The organism is Prosthecobacter fluviatilis (assembly GCF_042655725.1).
GTDB lineage: Bacteria > Verrucomicrobiota > Verrucomicrobiia > Verrucomicrobiales > Verrucomicrobiaceae > Prosthecobacter > Prosthecobacter fluviatilis.
In genome coordinates this window covers 303,911-321,837 of the sequence record NZ_JBHSMQ010000003.1, presented here as the reverse complement: position 1 = coordinate 321,837, position 17,927 = coordinate 303,911, and the positions used below count along the sequence as shown (strand labels likewise).

Here is a 17,927-nt window from a genome sequence, read left to right as displayed (position 1 = left end):
ATAGCATGTCGCCCGCCCCATTTGGACTGCGGTTGCGCAGCGGGGAACGAGCGCAGCCACCGCTTTCCGCAGGCCGGTCAGCTTGATGATGCCACATGCAGTTGAAAAAGAGTCCAGGCTGCGTGCAGCCAATGAACGTGATGCTCCGCAGGTGTTTTGCGATCACATCAGGGCTCTGGAGGAGAGGGATCGTCCCGATCCCTCACGCTTTCACATCGTCCAGAGGGCGCGAACATCTCAGTCGCTCCAAACGGAGGGATCAAGATCATCCCCACACTCATCACCGCCCTACTTCCATCAGCGTCGGCAGCTTGTGCAGCGGCGTAAACTCATTCGCCGTGCCCCCCGCCGCCGCTTTCACCGCCTTCGGATCACTCGATTTCAAAAAGCGGAACAGCTCGCTCTCCGTCGTGAAAATCATCGTCGTGTCCGCCGTGATCAGCGTCTTGTACGTCTCCATCGTCTTCAGAAACTCAAACAGCTGCGCCGCCTCCGGCGTCTGGTTGTACGCCTTCGCATAGATCTCCGTCGCCTTCGCATCCGCCGCGCCTTCCAGCTCCTGCACCTTGCGGTACGCTTCAGACTCGATTGTCGCTAGGTCACGCTCCCGCTCCCCGTTGATCTTCGCCGCCTCGCCCTCGCCTTCCGCACGGTGCAGCTTTGCGATCTGCTCGCGCTCAGAAATCATCCGCTGATGAATCGACTGGCTCACCGAGGGGTCGTAGTCGATCCGCTTGAACCTCACATCCAGCAGCTTGATCCCATACCCTTCGATCTTCGGGATCGCATTCTTCAGCACCTCCGCCTCCAGCTCCACCCGCCCGTGCGTGATCGGTGGCAGCACCCCGATCCGCAGGTCCGCCGTGGACGGCACCGTCCCGCTTCCGCTGCTCGTGTTCGACACATCACGCACCGCCTTGCGGTCCTTCGTCGTCCTCACCGCCTCGATGAAATCATGCTTCGCGATCACGATGCGCGTCTCGCTCGCCAGGATGTCATCCAGCCTTGAAAGCGCCCGCCGCTCATCCGTCAGTTGCCGGAAAAACACCAGCGGATCACTGATCTCCCACCGCCCAAACACATCCACTACCACGATCACCTTGTCCTTCGTCGTCATGTTCGCCGAGGGGCCGTCCCACTCCAGCACCCGCTTGTCCAGCCGGTTCACCGTTTGGATAAAGGGCGTCTTCCAGTGCAGCCCGGCCTTCTTCACCGGCTCGCCCACTGGCATGCCAAACTGCGTGATCACCACCTGCTCCGTCTCGCTCACCGTGTAAAATCCGGAGCCCGCGACGATGCCCAGCGCTAGGACAACAATCAAAATCAGAGACGCTTTCATTATTTGGCAGGGGTTGTTTGGCGCAGATTCATCAGCGGCAGGAAAGACGAGGCCTTGTCATCTAGGATCACCTTGCCCGGCACCTGGGACAGCACATCGCTCATCGTCTCCAGGTACAGGCGCTTCTTCGTCACCTCCGGTGCCTTCAGGTATTCCGTCAGCACCGCCTTGAAGCGCGCCGCATCACCCTCGGCCTCGTTCACACGCTTCGCCGCATAGCCCTCTGCGCCCTTGATCTTCTGCTCCGCCTCGCCGCGCGCCTTCGGGATGATCTGGTTGTAGTTCCCGCTCGCCGTGTTGATCGCGGACTCCTTCTCCTGCTTCGCGCGGTTCACATCGCTGAAGCTCGCCTGCACATCCGCAGGCGGGTTGATGTTCCCCAGCTGGATCTGGTCGATGTGCACACCCATGTTCAGCGCCGCCACCAGCTCGCGCAGCCGTTCGGCACACTTCGCCTCCATCTCCTGCCGCCCGATCGTCAGCACCTCGTCCACCGTGCGGTCCCCCACCACCTCGCGCATCACCGCCTGGGAGAGGTCTCGCAGCGTCGGCAGCGGCTCGCGGAAGTTGAACACATACGCCACCGGATCGCTGATATGGTACTGCACCACCCACTCCACCAGCGCCGTGTTCAGGTCACCCGTTACCATTGTCTTCTCACCCTCCTGATCACCGTAGTCCGCATACTGGTACGGATTCGTCGCGCCTCTCGTGGAAAAGCCAAACTCCAGCTTCTGCTGCCGCAAAATCTCCACCAGCGTCATCGTGTCGATCCCCCACGGCAGCTTGAAATGCAGCCCCGGGTTCTCCGTCTTCAGGTAGCCCCCAAAACGCTGCACCACCGCCACCGACTCCGCCGGCACCTGGTACACCCCCGAGAAAATGCCGACAGCCACAAACAGCCCCACCAGCCCCGAGAGGATCAGGCGCGGATTGATGCGTATCTGCGGCGCATTGGGAAAAGGTCGTACCTCGCTCATGCCACGAGGCTACCGCATTCCCCCGTCACGGCAAAGCCTACTTCATTCCAAAGTCCGCCACATATTGTTCCACGATCACCTTCAGCTCCGGCGGCTTCGGCAGGCCAATCGCCTCCGCGCGCGCCCCATCCACCTGCTGCGGCCAGTTGTCCACGATCCCCTGAATCCGCGCATCAAACGCATCCACGATCGGTCCCAGCTTGATGCCTTTCTCCGCCGCCACTTCCTGGATCACCTTCTCCGCAATGTTCGGCGTCACCCGGTGCGCAGGCAGCACATACGCACGGTCCTTGCCCAGCTTCTCCTCAGGCACCTCGCTCAAAAAGATGAACGACTCGATCACCGTCCGGTACCCCGTCATCGGGTGCGGCTGGTCCCGCCGGATCGGCAGCATGCACGGCTCACCATTCAGCGGCTCACGAAACATCCCGCTCGCCCAGCTCGAAGCCGCCGCATTCGGCTTGCCCGGCCGCACGATCACCGTCGGCAGTCGCACACTGCGCCCGTCAAAGTGCCCTTTGCGCGTGTGGTCGTTCACCATCATCTCACACATCGCCTTCGTCATCCCGTAGGTCGTCTGCGGCAGTTGCTTCGTCAGGTCAGACATCAGCTGCGACATGTCCAGCCCGCCATACACCGCCACACTGCTCGCAAACACCACCCTCGGCCGCCCTTCCGCCACACGCGCCGCCTCAAACACATTGCGCCCGCCTTCCAGGTTCACTCGCATCGCATCATCAAAGCGCTCCTCGCACTCCCCGCTCACCATCGAGGCCAGGTGAAAGATCACGTCAAACTTCGCCCCCGTCGCCGCCAGCACCGTCGCACGGTCGCCAATGTCACCTGTGATGTGCTTCACCCGCGCATCCGTCGGCTCTCCACGAAAAAACGCATCCAGCAGCACCATCTCCGTGATCGCCTGCCCGCACCACGTGCCGCGTTCCAGGAGTTTCTGTGCCAGCTGAGATCCAAGGAAGCCGCCGCCGCCGGTGATGATGATTTTCATGGTTGAGTAGGGAAGGGTTTGCCATCAGGCACCGCCTGATGTGAGTTCGCCCCGACATGAGCAAGCCACTCGCAGGACACAAGATCGGATTCGTCGGACTCGGCAACATGGGCCGCGCCAATGCACGCCACCTCCATGAAGCCGGAGCCGACGTCGTCGTCTGGAATCGCAGCCCCGCCCCCGCAGAGGCCGCCGTCGCCCTCGGCATGCGCCGCGCCGCCTCCCTCCCCGAGCTCGCCCGCGAGGTCGGCCCCGGCATCATCTGCATCAATCTCACCATGACCGACGTCGTCGAGCAGGTCGTCTTCGGCCCCGGCGGCCTCATCGAAGGCCTGCACCCAGACGCCCTCATCATCGACTTCGGCACCACCGGCGTCCCCGAGACCAAAAAATTCGCCGAGCGTGTGAACTGGGTCGACTCCCCCGTCTCCGGCGGCCAGGTCGGCGCCGAGGCCGGCACCCTCACCATCATGGCCGGCGGCAGTGAGGCCAATTTCCAGCGCGCCCTCCCCATCTTCCAGGCCGTCGGCAAAAACATCACCCACCTCGGCCCCGTCGGCAGCGGTCAGGTGACAAAACTCGCCAATCAGCTCATCGTCGCCCAGACCATCGACGCCGTCGCCCAGGCCCTCCGCCTCGCCGAACTCTCCGGCGTCGATCCCGCCCTGGTAAGAAAAGCCCTCCTCGGCGGCTTCGCCGAAAGCCGCATCCTCGATCTCCACGGCGACCGCATGGTCCGCCGCGACTTCGCCCCCGGCGGCCGCGCCACCCTCCAGCTCAAGGACGTCCGCCTCATGTCCCAGCTCGCCGACTCCGTCGGCCTCGACTCCCCCACCCTCAAAAACTCTCTCGCCCAGTGGGAAAAATTCGTCCACGAAAAACACCTCGGCGACCTCGATCACTCCGGCCTCTTCAGGTTGTATGAGTGAGCTAGTCAAAGATGACCGTCCAATCACGGTCCTCCTCGGTCCCCGCGCCACGGATGACTCCGTAGCCATCTGGCGCGTCTGCGTTGCCAATCATTGGCCTGTCCACCGCATCCAGGCCTGGCGCGTTCCCGAAGAACTGCGCTCCTGTCCAAACAGCATCATCATCTACGGCGAGCCCCTTTTCGCAGAGGCCGTCGCCGATCAAATGGACCTCGCCCTCCTGGAACCTTCCATCGACTGGCTCACCACCGTCCCTCAGAAATACCTCTCTCGTCAGATCGAGTTCATGACACTCGGCAGCGCTCGCCTCTTGGACTCACCGGCCTTTGTCAAACCTGCCGACGGCAAGATCTTCGAGCCTCGCGTCTATGCTTCTGGCAGCGACCTACCCTCCGAAGAGCAGGTAGATCAAGACATCCCCGTCCTCCGTTCCGGCATCATGGACTTCCGGCTCGAAGTTCGTTGCTTCGTTTTGAATCGCAAGCTCATGACCATGAGCCCTTACTGGAGGGAAGGGGAGCTCGCCCGATCCGCAGACGACCAATGGCCGTGCCTCCTTCACGAAGAAACCGAGGCCCGCACGTTCGCTGAACGCATCTTGTCAGACCCAACCGTCCCACTCCCACCCGCCTGCACTCTGGATGTCGGTAAAACCAGCGACGGCACCTGGGCCATCATCGAGTCAAACCCATGCTGGGGTGCCGGCCTCTACGGCTGCGATCCCACACAAGTCCTCCAAACCATCCGCGCCGCCATCCTGCCCAGGTCAGAAGTCACCGCATCACATCATCCCTGGATTTCAAAGCGCAAAACCGTGTGAGCGAAATGCATCACCTGTCCCCATCGAGCAATGATCAGCGCATCCAGCCTTCAATCTTAAAGTTGCGCTCCAGCAGCTTGCGTTCACCGCTGTGATCATCGGGTTCAAACCAAACCTCGAATCGCGCGCCGTAATATTGCTCCCAGTCGCCTTCATAAATGGTGAAGTGAGTCTCTGACAAAAACTGCTCGGAAGGGTCGTCCGACCAGCCGATCCACTCGTTGGTGGCCGTCTTTAACCGATCTTCGGATAGACGGTAGTTTCGGGTGATCTCAAATGCTTTGAGATAGACTCTTCCTGGCGCTCCTGGATTGCAGCGAATTAGGGCATTGTAGATACCTCCTTGTCCTGACAGCTCGATGGAAGCAGCGCCTTTCAAGATAGATCCCACAGGCAAAATCTCGCGCCCATGACTCCAATCTGGAGCGTCGAGCAGCGTTTTGAATTCTCGATCGAGTTCTGCCGCCGCTGCCGTGCTTATCCGCCGCTCCCGCGCATCGCTTTGTTCAAACAACTCCACCAGCACATCTTCCACAGGAATGATCACATGACTTTGCCAGAGTTCGTTCCCGCGCTGAATCTCGACAGGCGTCAGTACATCGGGCGCAATGCGTTGGGCACCCCGTGCCCACGCTTCTCCTGAAAAGCCCATGGTGGTGCGTGACTGGAATCGCGAGGTATCTCTGTCAAAACGAGAATAGTAGCCGTGAAGTGTAATCTGCCATTTGTCTCCCTTCATCCAGCGCCTCGTGGCAAAACGATTGCCATGTTCTTCGTAAACCCTCCAGCCCGGATGCGCTGCAAGATAGCGATCTAGCAACACCGGATGATCCTTTCTCAATCGCGCCAGCGACGACAGGTGAAAAATCGCATCTGCCTTGTCATTGCCGGGTCGTTCCATGGACTTTCTGATCGCGGCTTGAAAAGTATCGGCCGAGTTTCCCTCTTCAATCTCGAAATCGGATGAGTTGTCAGGCTCTGAGAGAGCGACCCCTTCCGGCAGCTTCAAATTGTCCGCGAAGCCATCTTTCGAGTCACCAAACATTCCGGAGAAAAGGCTGACTCCAATGGCAATAAACAACGCAATCCCCAGCAGAAACAGCAGCCCGAGTGCGCCAAAGCCTCTGCGCGTGCGCTTTTGAAAAAAGCTGACGATGGAAAGGCCGAAAAACCAGAGCAGTCCCCCCAAATAAATGAATCCAAATGCTTCGCCAACCCATCGGAAGGACCGGCTTATGGGGTAGGGGTAGAATGCAACGCATAAACCTGCAAAGGCAACCACGAACGGCAGCCATAGAAGTTTAAAATTGGAAGACCGTATAGGCTGGGCGGCTTGGTCACTCATGGTGGGGAAAGCAGAAGTTTGAAAGCCTCACGCATGCATCACCTGCCCCCCATCAATATTGATGGTCTGCCCGGTGATGTTCTTCGCATGATCTGACGCCAGAAACGTCGCCATCGCCGCATACTCGTCCGGCATCTGCCAGCGGCCCAGGTGGGACACCTTCTGGATCTTCTCCGCCGCCCACGCGTCAAAGCTCTGCCGCTGGCTCTCCGGCAGCTTCTTCTGCCCCGCCGCCCAGATGCTCTGATTCAGCTCCGTCTTCACCATCCCCGGCGCCAGCGCATTCACCCGCACATTATGCGGCCCCAGATCCTTCGCCGCGCACTGCGTAAAATTGATCAGCCCCGCCTTCGACGCGCTGTACGGCGGATCCGTCTGCGACCCCATCTGTCCCGCCACGGAAACGAGAAACAGCATCGATCCCCCGCCGCTCTCGATCAGCCTCGGCGCAAATGCATGCGCCACATTCACCGCGCCAATGAGGTTCACCTCCAGCACCCGCGCCCAGTCCCCAGGCTCCAGATTCCAAAACGGAAACCCAAACTTCCCCGAGCCAATGCCCACGCAAAAAACAACGTGATCCACCGCCTCAAACTCACCCGCAAACCTCTTCACCCCTTCATAATCCGTCACATCCCCCACCGTCACAAACTCCGCCGTCTTCTCCCGGTCAAATCCACGCACCACGCACCCCTCCGCCACAAAACCATCCGCAATCGCCCGGCCAATGCCACGCGCCGCTCCAAACACCGCCACCGACTGTCCCGCAAGATTCAAATTCATCCCTCAATTATGAAGCGCCCGCTTCGCTTATGCAAAGCCCACCTCACGTTCACACACGTGCCCAGCTCGAGGCAGGGAGGCTGGTCCTCCAGCCTCCGCCCAGCGTCTCGACACAAGCGCTGCCGGAAATCAGTTGGGGGAAACGATATCGCCCACCCAGCACCCCACAAAAAAGCCTCCTGCGTTCTGCAGGAGGCCTCTCTTAAAGATTGGGTGTCAGACGCGCCTGCATCACAGGCAGGTCACTCTTAGTGTTCCCAGCTGTTGCCCACCAGCGTCGGGACATCTTCATACGTGAAGTTCTCGCCGTAGTTGATCGTGGGCTGCGGCCACACGCTGTAGCCGTTGCCATAGCCACCGCCATGACCGCCAAAGCTCGGAGCTCCGTTGAAGTTGCTGCCGTAATAGGTGCCGCCGAGCTTCACAGGCTTGTAGCCACCACCGCTCCAGCTCCAGTCATGACCACAGGAGGTGAGGGACAAAGCGGCAAGAACCGAAACGAGAACCAAGGAGTGAGCGGATTTCATGGAGCTGATAGGATTGAGACTGGCAATTATTGTTGAGAATTGGCCAACCCGGCGAAAAAAGCAATCCTATAAATCCACCTCCTCGCTTCCTCGGCCCCTTCGTCCCCTAAAAAATCACCGTTCCCTCTTCAGCGAAGGCTCAGGCCCCTCCGGGTTGGCCCAAATTTCTTGAATCTCCCCCTCTCATTCCACGTTACCCCTCACCCCATGAAACGCACGCTTCTCGCCCTCCTCGCCGCCGCTTCCGTCACCTTGGCCGCCGACCACCCCGACACCACCGGCTGGCAGGACCTCTTCCCCTCCGACTTCTCCAACGCAGTCGATCCCGCAGGCTGGGTCATCAAAGGCGGTGAACTCGTCGCCACCACCCACGACACCCTCTGGACCAAGGCCTCCTACGGCGACTTCATCCTCGACCTCGAGTTCAAGGTCGAAAAAGAATCCAACAGCGGCATCTTCCTCCGCTCAGGAAATATCAAAGACGTCCTCTCCGCCCTCGAGATCCAGGTCCACGACTCCGCAGACGGCAGCAAATACGGCATGGTCGCCGCCATCTACGATGCCATGCCCCCCAGCCAGAGCGCGGCCAAGCCCGTCGGCGAGTGGAATCACTACACCATCACCTGCAAAGGCCCCCTCGTCACCGTCCTCTTCAACGGCGTCGAAGTCATCAATGCCAACCTCGACAACTGGCCCGAAGTCGGCAAAAACCCCGACGGCACCCCCAACAAATTCAAAAAAGCCCTCAAAGACTTCGCCCGCTCCGGCCCCATCGGCCTCCAGGGCCTCCACGGCAAAGCCCAGGCCCCCGTCTACTACCGCAACATGAAAATCAAGGTGCTGGAGTAAAACCTAGCGCACTTCCCGACCACTCGGTCAAAGCCATGACAGCACTGCTTTCCGAGTGGTCTCCCAGCCGCCCCGACTGGTTTCGAAATGAGGATCAGCTGGACCATGTAAGAGCGGCCCTGCATTCGAGATTCGCAGACGTCCGCGATCAGGAAGAATGTCGCTATCTCATGCGACTTTGGTGGCATTTGGATACGACCACCTCAGAGGTCTCATATGATGAGCTTGCACAGGTAGTATCCCCACAAAAGCTTCGCAGGCTGGATCAGCTCTTCGACTTCATGGCTGCGAGGAACTATGACGCCATCGACGATTGGGCGACCAAGGCCACCCGGGAAATGGTCGAGACACTCGATCGATAATCCCGAAATCTGGCTGCTTCCGGCGCAGCAAAGTAGCCTTGTTCCTGCGGAACAAGGAAGCCCCCGTTTCCACCCTGACTCTTAACAAGCGTGAAACTAACAACCGCGAACCTAAAAAGACCTCAATCGGATTACCCGCACGCCGCCTTGATCTCCTCCAGCTCCGCCCACCTCGCAAACTTCCCCTCCAGCTCCGTCTTCTTCGCCTCCAGCTTCGCCAGGTAGTCATTCGTTCCCGCCCCCAGCTTCACAAACGTCTCCGGGTTGCTCAGCTCCGCCTCCATCGCCGCGATCTCTCCCTCCAGCGTCGCCATCGCCGCCTCCACCTCCGCCAGCTCACGCTGCTCCTTCTGCGACATCTTCTTCGGCTTCGCATTTCCCGCCGCCGCCGGCTTCTCCTTCTTCACCGGCGCCTGCACCATCGCCAGCTCCGCCGCAGCCTTCGCCGCCCGCTTCTCCTGGTAGTAGCTGTAGTTCCCCGCGCATTCATGGATGCGCCCCTGCCCCTCAAACGCGATCAGCCGGTCGCACACCCGGTCCAGGAAGTACCGGTCATGGCTCACCACCAGCACGCATCCTTTAAAAGAAAGAATCGCCTCCTCCAGCACCCGCATCGTCTGCAGGTCCAGATCATTCGTCGGCTCATCCAAAATCAAAAAATTGCCCCCGCGCCGCAGGATCTTCGCCAGCAGCACCCGGCTCTGCTCCCCACCGCTCAGCTCCTTCACCCGCATCGTCGCGCGCTCATCGGTGAAAAGGAAGCGCCGCAGGTACGTCCGCACATGCAGCTTCTCTGGGCCAAACTGCACAAAGTCAGAGTTCGGCCCCGCCACCTCCTCCATCACGCTCTTCTCCGGGTCCAGCAGCAGCCGCTGCTGGTCCACATAGTTAAACACCGTCCGCTTGCCGATCGTGACCTTGCCCTCGGTCGGCTCCTGCTCGCCCATCAGCATCCGCAGCAGCGTCGTCTTGCCCAGCCCGTTGCGGCCGATGATCCCCGTGCACGTCCCCGCCTCAAAACTCAGGTTCAGGTGGCTGAAAAGCCACCGGTCATTCACACACGCCCCGATGTCCGTCGCATCGATGATCGTGTTCGCCAGCGGCGCCGCCGGCGGAATAATCAAATCCATCACCAGCTCCTCCTCAGGCGCATCCATCGCCGCCACACGCGCATACTCATCCAGTCTCGAGCGTTGCTTCGTCCGCCGCGCGCTCACACCCGCCCGCACAAACTCCAGCTCATGCCGCAGAAAGCTCTGCCGCCGCCTCTCCGAGTTCGCCTCCACACTCTCGCGGATCGCCTTGCTCTCCAGAAAGTCACTGTAGTTCCCCGGATGACTGTAAATCCGGCTGTCATCGATCTCGATGATCCGCGTCGCCACCCGGTCCAGAAAGTACCGGTCATGCGTCACAAACAGCACCGCCCCGGTAAACTCGCGCAGGAAAATCTCCAGCCACTCGATCGACTCTGCATCCAGATGGTTCGTCGGCTCATCCAGCAGCAGCAGATCCGGCTGCGCCACCAGCGCACGCGCCAGTGCCACGCGCCTCTTCTCACCACCCGAGAGCCCCTTCACAGTCCGGTCCGCCGCAGGCACCCCCAGCTCATTCATCGCCGTGCTGATCCTCGTCTCCACACCCCAGCCATCATGCAGTTGGATCTGGTGCAGCAGCTCCGCCTCCTGGTCCCCCTTGTAATCCCCCGACTCATAGCGCGCCACCATCTCCAGCAGCGCCGCCGCTCCGGAGCGCACGTTGTCCAGCACGCTCGCCTCCTCATCCAGCGTAAACTCCTGCGCCAGGTGGCTCACAATGATCCCGTTCCTCCGCGAGATCGTCCCGCTGTCCGGCTTCTCCGTCCCCGCCAGGATGCGCATCAGGCTCGTCTTTCCCGACCCATTCCGCCCGACCAGCCCCAGCTTCTCCCCTTCATGGATGCTCATCGTCGCATCAATAAACACCTGCTGCAGCCCAAATTGCAGGCGCAGGTCTTTGGCAGAAATAACAGCAGGAGTGATCGGAGACATAAAGGGGGCCGTTGAGATAGCATCATCTCCCACTCACTGCGAAAGATTACACCTCAAATCCTCCAATTTCGCCTCACCAAGTTAGCGCCTTGTACAACAGACCGGCATCCTTGCCATGAAGGCCAACGGCCTTCCGTCTTTCAGCCCAGGGGTGCCGAGCTTTAGCGAGTGCTCCCCTGGGTTCAGCCAGCCAATCCGGGAAGCAACCCCAGCGCTTTCGCCGCACACCGCGACCACCAGCAGCGTATTTCACGCCACTCCGCCACCGCCTCTGTCACTACGCACACAAGCCCCCTCACCATCTCCACGCCGCCCGCCCAATTTACAATTCTCAGTTTTCAGTTCCCATTTTTCAACCTCCCGCTCACCCAACGCTCCCCAGCCACACCTCAAAATCATTCCTTGGCCAACTATTCCTCTGCCAAAAAACAGCATTTCCTTTCACTCCACCACAAACTCTCACTTCCCCAGCGTTTCCCTCACCATCACCGGATCATCCGTCGTGATCCCGTCCACCCCCAGCGCCGCAAACCGCTTCACATCCGCAGGCTTGTTCACCGTCCACACATAAAGCCCAAAGCCTGCATCGCGCACCTGCTTCACCATTGCTGCATCCCACGGAAAATCCGTCATCCCCAGGTCCAGCCCGTCCAGCTTGTCCGCCTTCGTATCCGCGATCAGCTGCGTCAGATCCGTCGGCTTCTTCTCCTTCGTCTTCCCTGAGGCCAGCCGGTACACCTTCATCCACGGCATCGCCTTCTTCGACTCCGCTGCCGCCCCACGGTTAAAGGCAATGATCGCCAGCTGCGCCGCACGGTCCTTCATCGGTTCCAAAATCCGCTTCAGCTCCGGCACGATCTCCGCCCCGCACTTCACCTCAATGAAGAAACGCTGCTTCCCCTTCGGCATCGTCGCCAGCGCCTGCTCCAGCGTCGGGATCTTCTCACTCGCCCACTCCTTGCCCTTCCACGTTCCCGCATCCAGCGCCGTCAGCTCCGCCTGTTTCGTCGTCGCCACATCCATCTTCACGCCTGTGGTGCGCTTCGTGTCCTTGTCATGAATCACCGCCGTCTTGCCGTCGGCGGTCAGGTACACATCCAGCTCGCACGCATCCGTCCCGTTCTTCCACGCCAGCTCAAACGCACCCAGCGTGTTCTCCGGGGCACGCGCGGAAAAACCGCGATGAGCGACGATTTCGACAGCGTTGGCAGACATGGCGGCGAGAAGGAAAAAGACGGCAGACTTCATGAGGGAGAAAGCAAACGGCACAAGCATCCGTAACCATTCGCCCCAAATGAAATTTTGTTTCCTGCTCGTCATCAGCATCATCATCGTCCGCACGCTGACTTCCTGCTCCAAGTCACCGTCCGCCGACCCCAAAGACCAGCACGTCATCCTCATCAGTCTCGATGGCTTCCCCGCCTGGCTCTGGAACGATGAATCCCTCCAGATCCCCAATCTCCGCAAGCTCGCCGCCGAAGGTGCCAGCACCAAGGCCATGACCGTCAGCAATCCCTCCATCACCTGGATCAATCACACCACCCTCGTCACCGGCGTCGAACCCCGCAAGCACGGCGTCCTCTTCAATGGCCTCCTCGTCCGCCAGGGCGACAACAAGCCCCCCAAGATTGAGCAGTGGGCAGACAAAACCAGGCTCGTCCATGCCCCCACTCTCTACGATGTCGCTCACGACGTCGGCCTCACCACCGCCGAGTCAGACTGGGTCGCCGTCACCAAAGCCAAAACCATCGACTGGAGCTTCGCCGAGCTCCCCGAAGCCGAAGGCAAGGTCGAAAAGGAAATGATCGCCGCCGGCGAGATCAAGCCCGAGCACATCACCTGGATGCAGCTCGGCCCCCAGCGCAAAAGCGTCACCTTCCTCGACAACATGTGGACCAAGGCCGCCATCCACATCTTCAAGACCCACAAGCCCAACCTCCTCCTCTATCACACTCTCAACACCGACTCCACCCACCACACCTACGGCCCCGGATCCACCGCCAGCCACACCGCCCTCGCCTACGCCGACCGCCTTGTGGGAGATCTCGTCAAAGCCGTCGAAGACAGCGGCCTGCGCGACAGCACCACCTTCATCATCGCCACCGATCACGGCTTCAAGAAAGTCACAAAGATCATCCTCCCCAATGTCGAGCTCAAGAAAGCAGGGCTCGCCCAGGGCCTCGGCCCCACCATTACCACCTGCGATGCCTACTCCATGACCCAGGGCGGCATGGCCTTCGTCTATGTCACCAATCCCGCCCGCAAAGCCGAGCTCCTCCCCAAGCTCAAAGAAATGTTCTCAAAGGTTGAAGGCGTCGATCGCGTCATCGACGGCAAAGACGGCCACACCCTCGGCATGCCCACCCCCGAGGAAAACCAGGGCATGGGAGATCTCATCCTCTACCCCAAAGCTGGCTACGCCTTCAAAAACGACGCCGGTGGAGACGCCACCGTCACCCCTTCCGTCAACTACGCCGGCACCCACGGCTACCCCAACACCGACCCCGAGCTCGACGGCATCTTCATCGCCAGCGGCCGCGGCATCAAAAAAGGCATCGTCCTCGACCGCATGGCCAATCTCGACGTCGCCCCCACCATCGCCAAACTCCTGGCCCTCAAGCTCCCCCAGCCCGACGGCCGCGTCCTCGAAGAGATCCTGATCTCCGCAGACAAGAAATAATTCACTGCTCAACGCAGCAGAGATTCCTCTCTGGCCTGAAGTGCACTCAGTTAATCGCATGCATTGCAGAACTTAGCCCGGAAGCAAAAGGCTTTAGGAGCGCGGACTTTAGTCCGCAGCAGGCCGCAATTTCGAGGCGCTTGAAGCTGTGCTTTAAGCATCGCAAGCAGGCCGGTTCTGGAACGTGAATGCGGCGCAAATGAAGGTATGAAGGGCATTTGCTCCCGGAGAGCCGTAGCGAAGCGAAGACAGCCGAAGGCAAAGCACGGAAGGTAGCCGGTGGTGAAGCGAGCCTTGGCGAGCGAGAACCACCGGACTAGGCCCACGACGTCATTCCCACCCAAGGCCGCATGCCGGAGGTATGCGAGAAGCGTTCTCATCCTCGAGGGGGGGCTCATTGCTGGGAGCGCCGATGTCCACATCGGCTCCGGACGCATGTCCCTGCCGCACCACTTCGCCACACACCCCGCCAAAAACCAGCACACATCCCCATCTCCGCCCCACCACACCTCAATCAAATCACCCACCGCCCATTCCTTTGCCAACACATTCCTCTGCCGAAACACAGCGCTCCCTTTTCGTCCGCCCACCCTCTCTCCAACTCTGCCCCTCCCCATTCACGTTGCTCTCCATTCCATTGCCAAAAACAAACACCCTTTCGCCCACAGCCCACTAACCCCTCTCCCACGCCCCCTGGGTGCATTTTGGATACATCATGGTGCGCGCTGAATCATCACGCGCGGACAGATTCAAAAGGCAGGCCTTGTACCCTCCTTTGTCACACGCAAGAAACCTCGCTTCCACCACGTTTCTACCCGTGCAACTACTTCAGCATATAGAAAATGCCCGCCACCAGTTCACCCCGCCGCCAGCCCAGGACAAAGCCAACCCCCAAGGCCCCCGTCCATGACTCCGGCTTCAGCACCCCCAGCCTCGACCGCGCCCTGGCCGTCCTCCACTGCCTCGGCGGCCACCCCCAGGGCCTCTCGCTTTCCGAGATCGCCGCCCAGCTCAAACTCTCCGTCAACTTCGTCTACCGCGTCACCCAGTCACTCGTCTCCCACGGCTACCTTGTGCGCGATGCCGAAAAACGCTTCAGCGTCGGCGCCGCCATGCTCAAACTCTGCCAGCCCGTCATCGATGACGTCCCCCTCACCGAGGCCGCTTTGCCCGCCATGCGCTGGCTCAGCGACCAGACCGGCGAAGCCGCCCACCTCGGCATCCTCAGCGGCTCCGAAGGCATCGTGCTCGAGCGCGTCATCGGTCGCGCCATGATCAAATTCTACGTCGAGCGCGGCACCCGCTTCCCCCTCCACACCAGCGGCCCCGGCAAAGTCATGCTCGCATTCACTCCCGAATCCGAGCGCGACGACATCATCTCCGGCATGAAGTTCGAACGCTTCCACCCCTGGACCATTTCAAACCGCAAAGACTTCCTCAAGTGCCTCGATGAAGTTCGCCAAACCGGCTTTGCCGTGGACGTCGGCGAACACCTCGAAGGCCACCACTGCCTCGCCGCTCCCATCTTCAACGCCGAAGGAAACGCCATCGCCTCCCTCTGGATCACCGGCCCCAGCCAGCGTCTGAGTGAAGAGCGCATGGCCAAACTAACTGCCGTGATAAAACAAGCCGGCACCATGGCCACCACAGCCCTGCGTGGAGGCGCCCTCGCAGCATGAACCACAAGCACCTCATCTCCATCCTGAGCCTCAGTGCTCTTCCCATGCTGGCGCAGACGCACGCGCAAACCGCCCCGCCCCAGATCCAGCAAAGCTGCCTCGAATGCCACGACAAGGACAACACCAAAGGCAGCCTCGATCTCACGGCTCTGCCCTTTGATCTCACCAATCCCGCCACCCGCGACCGCTGGATCCGCATCTACGACCGCGTCGAAAAAGGCGAGATGCCCCCCAAGCCCGAAGACCTCCCGCAGCCAGACCGCGCCGCCCTCGTCAAATCTCTGTCCACCTCCATCACCACCGCCGATCACGCCGACATCCTCGCCCACGGTCGCGGCCCCCTCCGCCGCCTCAACCGCGACGAGTACGAACAAAACTTGCGCGATCTCCTTCAACTCCCCGACCTCGACATTCGCGACATCCTGCCCGAAGACCGCGAAGGCCACCGCTTCAACAAAACCACCGACATGCTCGACATGTCCCGCGTGCAGCTCGTCGCCTACCTGGACGCCGCAGAGGCCGCATTGCACGCGGCCATGACCACCGAGCCAGCACCGCCGCCAATAACCAAATATCGCGCCGTCGGCACCGATCTCTTCCCCGGCACCGGCACCTTCGGCAATCGCGAGGCCATGTTCTTCGCCCGCGACAGCAAGGCCATGGAGTTCAAAGGCAAAAACGACAAAGGCAAAAACGAGCCCACCGAAAAGGACCTCGCCAAAGACGACACCATCGAGATGGCCCTCTTCCGCTCCGCCAGCTGGCCTTACCTCGGCACGCCCAAACACTTTACCGCAAAGCGCACCGGCAACTACAAAGTCCGCTTCTCCGCCCGCGCCGTCCTGCAGCAGCCCGGCTACGTGATCACCCCGGCCACAAAGCCCCTGCCCATGACCTTCCGCACCCGCAAACCTGCGGGCGTGGACATCATCAATGAAGTCCACGACTCCGGCGGCATCATCGACATCCAGCCCGAAAAGCGCGTTTACGAAACCACCGTCCGTCTGCGCGCAGGCGAGGCCATCGAGTACAGCCTTCTCGGTCTCCCCATGCCGCTGGCCATGAACCCCAACGGCTCCGCTCCTTCCTACCGCTATCCGCCGTTCCCAGAGGGCGGCCAGCCCGGCCTCGCCGTGCAGTGGCTGGAAATCGAAGGCCCCGTCGAATCCCAAACCTGGCCGCCAGCCTCCCATCGCGTCCTCTTTGATGACCTCGGCATCCAGCCCAAACCCCAGGACCCGCAGCAGGAGGCCAGACGCCTCCTCCGCCGCTTCGTCACACTCGCCGCACGCGAGCCCGTTCCCGAAGAAGACCTGAAACTCTTCGACTCCCTCATCCAGGCCCAGCTCGCCAAAAACGTGCCCTTCGCAGAGGCTATGCTCGCTGGCTACAAGGCCTTCCTCGCCTCCGGCGACTTCATCTACGTCCGCGAGCCCATCAAGGCAGACGACCACTTTGCCATCGCCTCCCGCCTCTCTCACTTCCTCACCAACTCCCGTCCTGACGCCAGGCTCATGGACCTCGCGCAAAACAAAAAGCTGCGCGATCCCCAGACTCTCCGCGCCGAAACCGAACGCCTCATCGCCAGCCCCGCCTTTGACCGCTTCGTCAAAAACTTCACCGACTGCTGGCTCAATCTCCGCCACATCCGCCGCGATGATCCCGACATCCGCCTCTTCCCTGAATACCGCTTCGACGAATACCTCGTCGAAAGCATGGAGCGCGAAACCCGCACCTTCTTCACCTCGATGATCCGCGACAACCTCCCCGCCAGCGTGCTGGTGCAGTCAGACTTCGTCTTCGCCAACGACCGCCTCTCCAAGCACTACCAGCTTCCACCACTCACCGGCTCCGCCATGCGCAAAGTTCCAGTGCCCAAAGGCAGCCCCCTCGGCGGCCTCCTCACTCAGGCCGCCGTTTTAAAAGTCAGCGCCAACGGCACCACCACCTCCCCCGTCGTTCGCGGCGCCTGGGTCATGGAGCGCCTCATCGGCCAGCCACCTCCACCACCACCCGCCAGCGTCCCCGCCGTCGAGCCCGACATCCGTGGTGCCAAAACCATCCGCGATCTCCTCGCCCTCCACACCAAATCCAAAACCTGCGCCGCCTGCCACGCCCGTTTCGATCCCGTCGGCCTCGCCCTCGAAAACTTCGACATCCTCGGCGGCTGGCGCACCCACTATCGCGGTCTTGAAGAAGGAGAACGCATCACCGGCATCGACCGCGCCGGCCACACCTTCAGTTACACCATCGCCTCCCCCGTGGACACCAATGGAAAACTCCTCGACGGCCGCACCTTCAAGAACATCAACGACCTCAAAACCCTCCTCGCCGCCAATCCCCGCCAGCTCGCCCGCAATCTCCTCCACCAGTTCACTCTCTACGCCACCGGCACCCCCGTCCGCTTCTCCGACCGCCCCCAAATCGAATCCCTCCTCAACACCTGCTCAAAGGACGGCTATCGTGTGCGCGATCTGATACTCGCGCTGGTTCAAAGCTCCATCTTCCTCGGACAATCGAAATGAACGCTCCTTACATCGCCAAACCCCTTTCTCGCCGTCGCTTCTTGCATAGCGCGGGGGTGAAGCTTGCTCTTCCGTT

At 60.8% G+C, this 17,927-nt stretch carries 15 protein-coding genes; 7 read left to right on the top strand and 8 right to left on the bottom strand.

Annotated elements, in window-relative coordinates; all coding sequences use genetic code 11:
- Positions 1-280: 280 nt before the first annotated feature.
- The 3 genes from hflC to ACFQDI_RS10110 are packed head-to-tail and all read right to left on the bottom strand — an operon-like array spanning position 281 to position 3,325.
- The gene (gene hflC, locus ACFQDI_RS10120; protein ID WP_377166074.1) at positions 281-1,339 is read right to left on the bottom strand and encodes a protease modulator HflC; all 1,059 of its coding nucleotides are present in this window, start codon (positions 1,337-1,339) and stop codon (positions 281-283) included.
- Complete coding sequence (gene hflK / locus ACFQDI_RS10115) at positions 1,339-2,319, bottom strand: FtsH protease activity modulator HflK (RefSeq protein ID WP_377166072.1); 981 nt, start codon at positions 2,317-2,319, stop codon at positions 1,339-1,341. The genes hflC and hflK overlap by 1 nt, the downstream gene beginning before the upstream one ends.
- Positions 2,320-2,356: 37 nt before the next feature.
- Positions 2,357-3,325 carry an NAD-dependent epimerase/dehydratase family protein gene (locus ACFQDI_RS10110; RefSeq protein ID WP_377166070.1) on the bottom strand — a complete coding sequence of 323 codons (969 nt, stop codon included), beginning with the start codon at positions 3,323-3,325 and terminating at the stop codon, positions 2,357-2,359.
- Between the two features lie 56 nt (positions 3,326-3,381).
- Between ACFQDI_RS10110 and ACFQDI_RS10105 the strand changes: the two genes are divergently transcribed.
- Both ACFQDI_RS10105 and ACFQDI_RS10100 read left to right on the top strand, forming a co-directional pair.
- Complete coding sequence (locus tag ACFQDI_RS10105; protein WP_377166068.1) at positions 3,382-4,254, top strand: NAD(P)-dependent oxidoreductase; 873 nt, start codon at positions 3,382-3,384, stop codon at positions 4,252-4,254.
- Entirely contained in the window at positions 4,247-5,074 is an 828-nt protein-coding gene (locus ACFQDI_RS10100) for an ATP-grasp domain-containing protein (protein WP_377166066.1), read from the top strand. Before ACFQDI_RS10105 ends, ACFQDI_RS10100 begins: the two co-directional genes overlap by 8 nt.
- 34 nt (positions 5,075-5,108) lie before the next feature.
- Here ACFQDI_RS10100 and ACFQDI_RS10095 read toward each other — a convergent pair whose 3' ends face one another.
- The 3 genes from ACFQDI_RS10095 to ACFQDI_RS10085 form a co-directional block, all read right to left on the bottom strand.
- Positions 5,109-6,419, bottom strand: a complete 1,311-nt coding sequence (locus ACFQDI_RS10095) for a hypothetical protein (RefSeq protein ID WP_377166064.1) — start codon at positions 6,417-6,419, stop codon at positions 5,109-5,111.
- A gap of 27 nt (positions 6,420-6,446) precedes the next feature.
- Positions 6,447-7,202, bottom strand: a complete 756-nt coding sequence (locus tag ACFQDI_RS10090) for an SDR family NAD(P)-dependent oxidoreductase (protein ID WP_377166062.1) — start codon at positions 7,200-7,202, stop codon at positions 6,447-6,449.
- A 248-nt stretch (positions 7,203-7,450) separates the two neighbouring features.
- Positions 7,451-7,729 (bottom strand): hypothetical protein, encoded by a 279-nt coding sequence (locus ACFQDI_RS10085; protein WP_377166060.1) that lies wholly within the window; start codon positions 7,727-7,729, stop codon positions 7,451-7,453.
- A 207-nt stretch (positions 7,730-7,936) separates the two neighbouring features.
- Between ACFQDI_RS10085 and ACFQDI_RS10080 the strand changes: the two genes are divergently transcribed.
- Entirely contained in the window at positions 7,937-8,578 is a 642-nt protein-coding gene (locus tag ACFQDI_RS10080; protein WP_377166058.1) for a 3-keto-disaccharide hydrolase, read from the top strand.
- Positions 8,579-8,613: 35 nt separating this feature from the next.
- Positions 8,614-8,940 (top strand): hypothetical protein, encoded by a 327-nt coding sequence (locus ACFQDI_RS10075; RefSeq protein ID WP_377166056.1) that lies wholly within the window; start codon positions 8,614-8,616, stop codon positions 8,938-8,940.
- A gap of 131 nt (positions 8,941-9,071) precedes the next feature.
- Here ACFQDI_RS10075 and ACFQDI_RS10070 read toward each other — a convergent pair whose 3' ends face one another.
- Positions 9,072-10,967 carry an ABC-F family ATP-binding cassette domain-containing protein gene (locus ACFQDI_RS10070; RefSeq protein ID WP_377166054.1) on the bottom strand — a complete coding sequence of 632 codons (1,896 nt, stop codon included), beginning with the start codon at positions 10,965-10,967 and terminating at the stop codon, positions 9,072-9,074.
- Between the two features lie 459 nt (positions 10,968-11,426).
- On the bottom strand, positions 11,427-12,215 hold the full coding sequence (locus ACFQDI_RS10065) for a glycerophosphodiester phosphodiesterase (protein WP_377166052.1): 789 nt from the start codon (positions 12,213-12,215) through the stop codon (positions 11,427-11,429).
- Between the two features lie 46 nt (positions 12,216-12,261).
- Between ACFQDI_RS10065 and ACFQDI_RS10060 the strand changes: the two genes are divergently transcribed.
- The 3 genes from ACFQDI_RS10060 to ACFQDI_RS10050 all read left to right on the top strand — a co-directional run bounded on the left by ACFQDI_RS10060 (position 12,262) and on the right by ACFQDI_RS10050 (position 17,851).
- Positions 12,262-13,647 carry an alkaline phosphatase family protein gene (locus tag ACFQDI_RS10060; RefSeq protein ID WP_377166050.1) on the top strand — a complete coding sequence of 462 codons (1,386 nt, stop codon included), beginning with the start codon at positions 12,262-12,264 and terminating at the stop codon, positions 13,645-13,647.
- Positions 13,648-14,489: 842 nt separating this feature from the next.
- The gene (locus ACFQDI_RS10055; RefSeq protein WP_377166048.1) at positions 14,490-15,326 is read left to right on the top strand and encodes an IclR family transcriptional regulator; all 837 of its coding nucleotides are present in this window, start codon (positions 14,490-14,492) and stop codon (positions 15,324-15,326) included.
- Entirely contained in the window at positions 15,323-17,851 is a 2,529-nt protein-coding gene (locus tag ACFQDI_RS10050; protein WP_377166046.1) for a DUF1592 domain-containing protein, read from the top strand. The genes ACFQDI_RS10055 and ACFQDI_RS10050 overlap by 4 nt, the downstream gene beginning before the upstream one ends.
- Positions 17,852-17,927 lie beyond the last annotated feature (76 nt).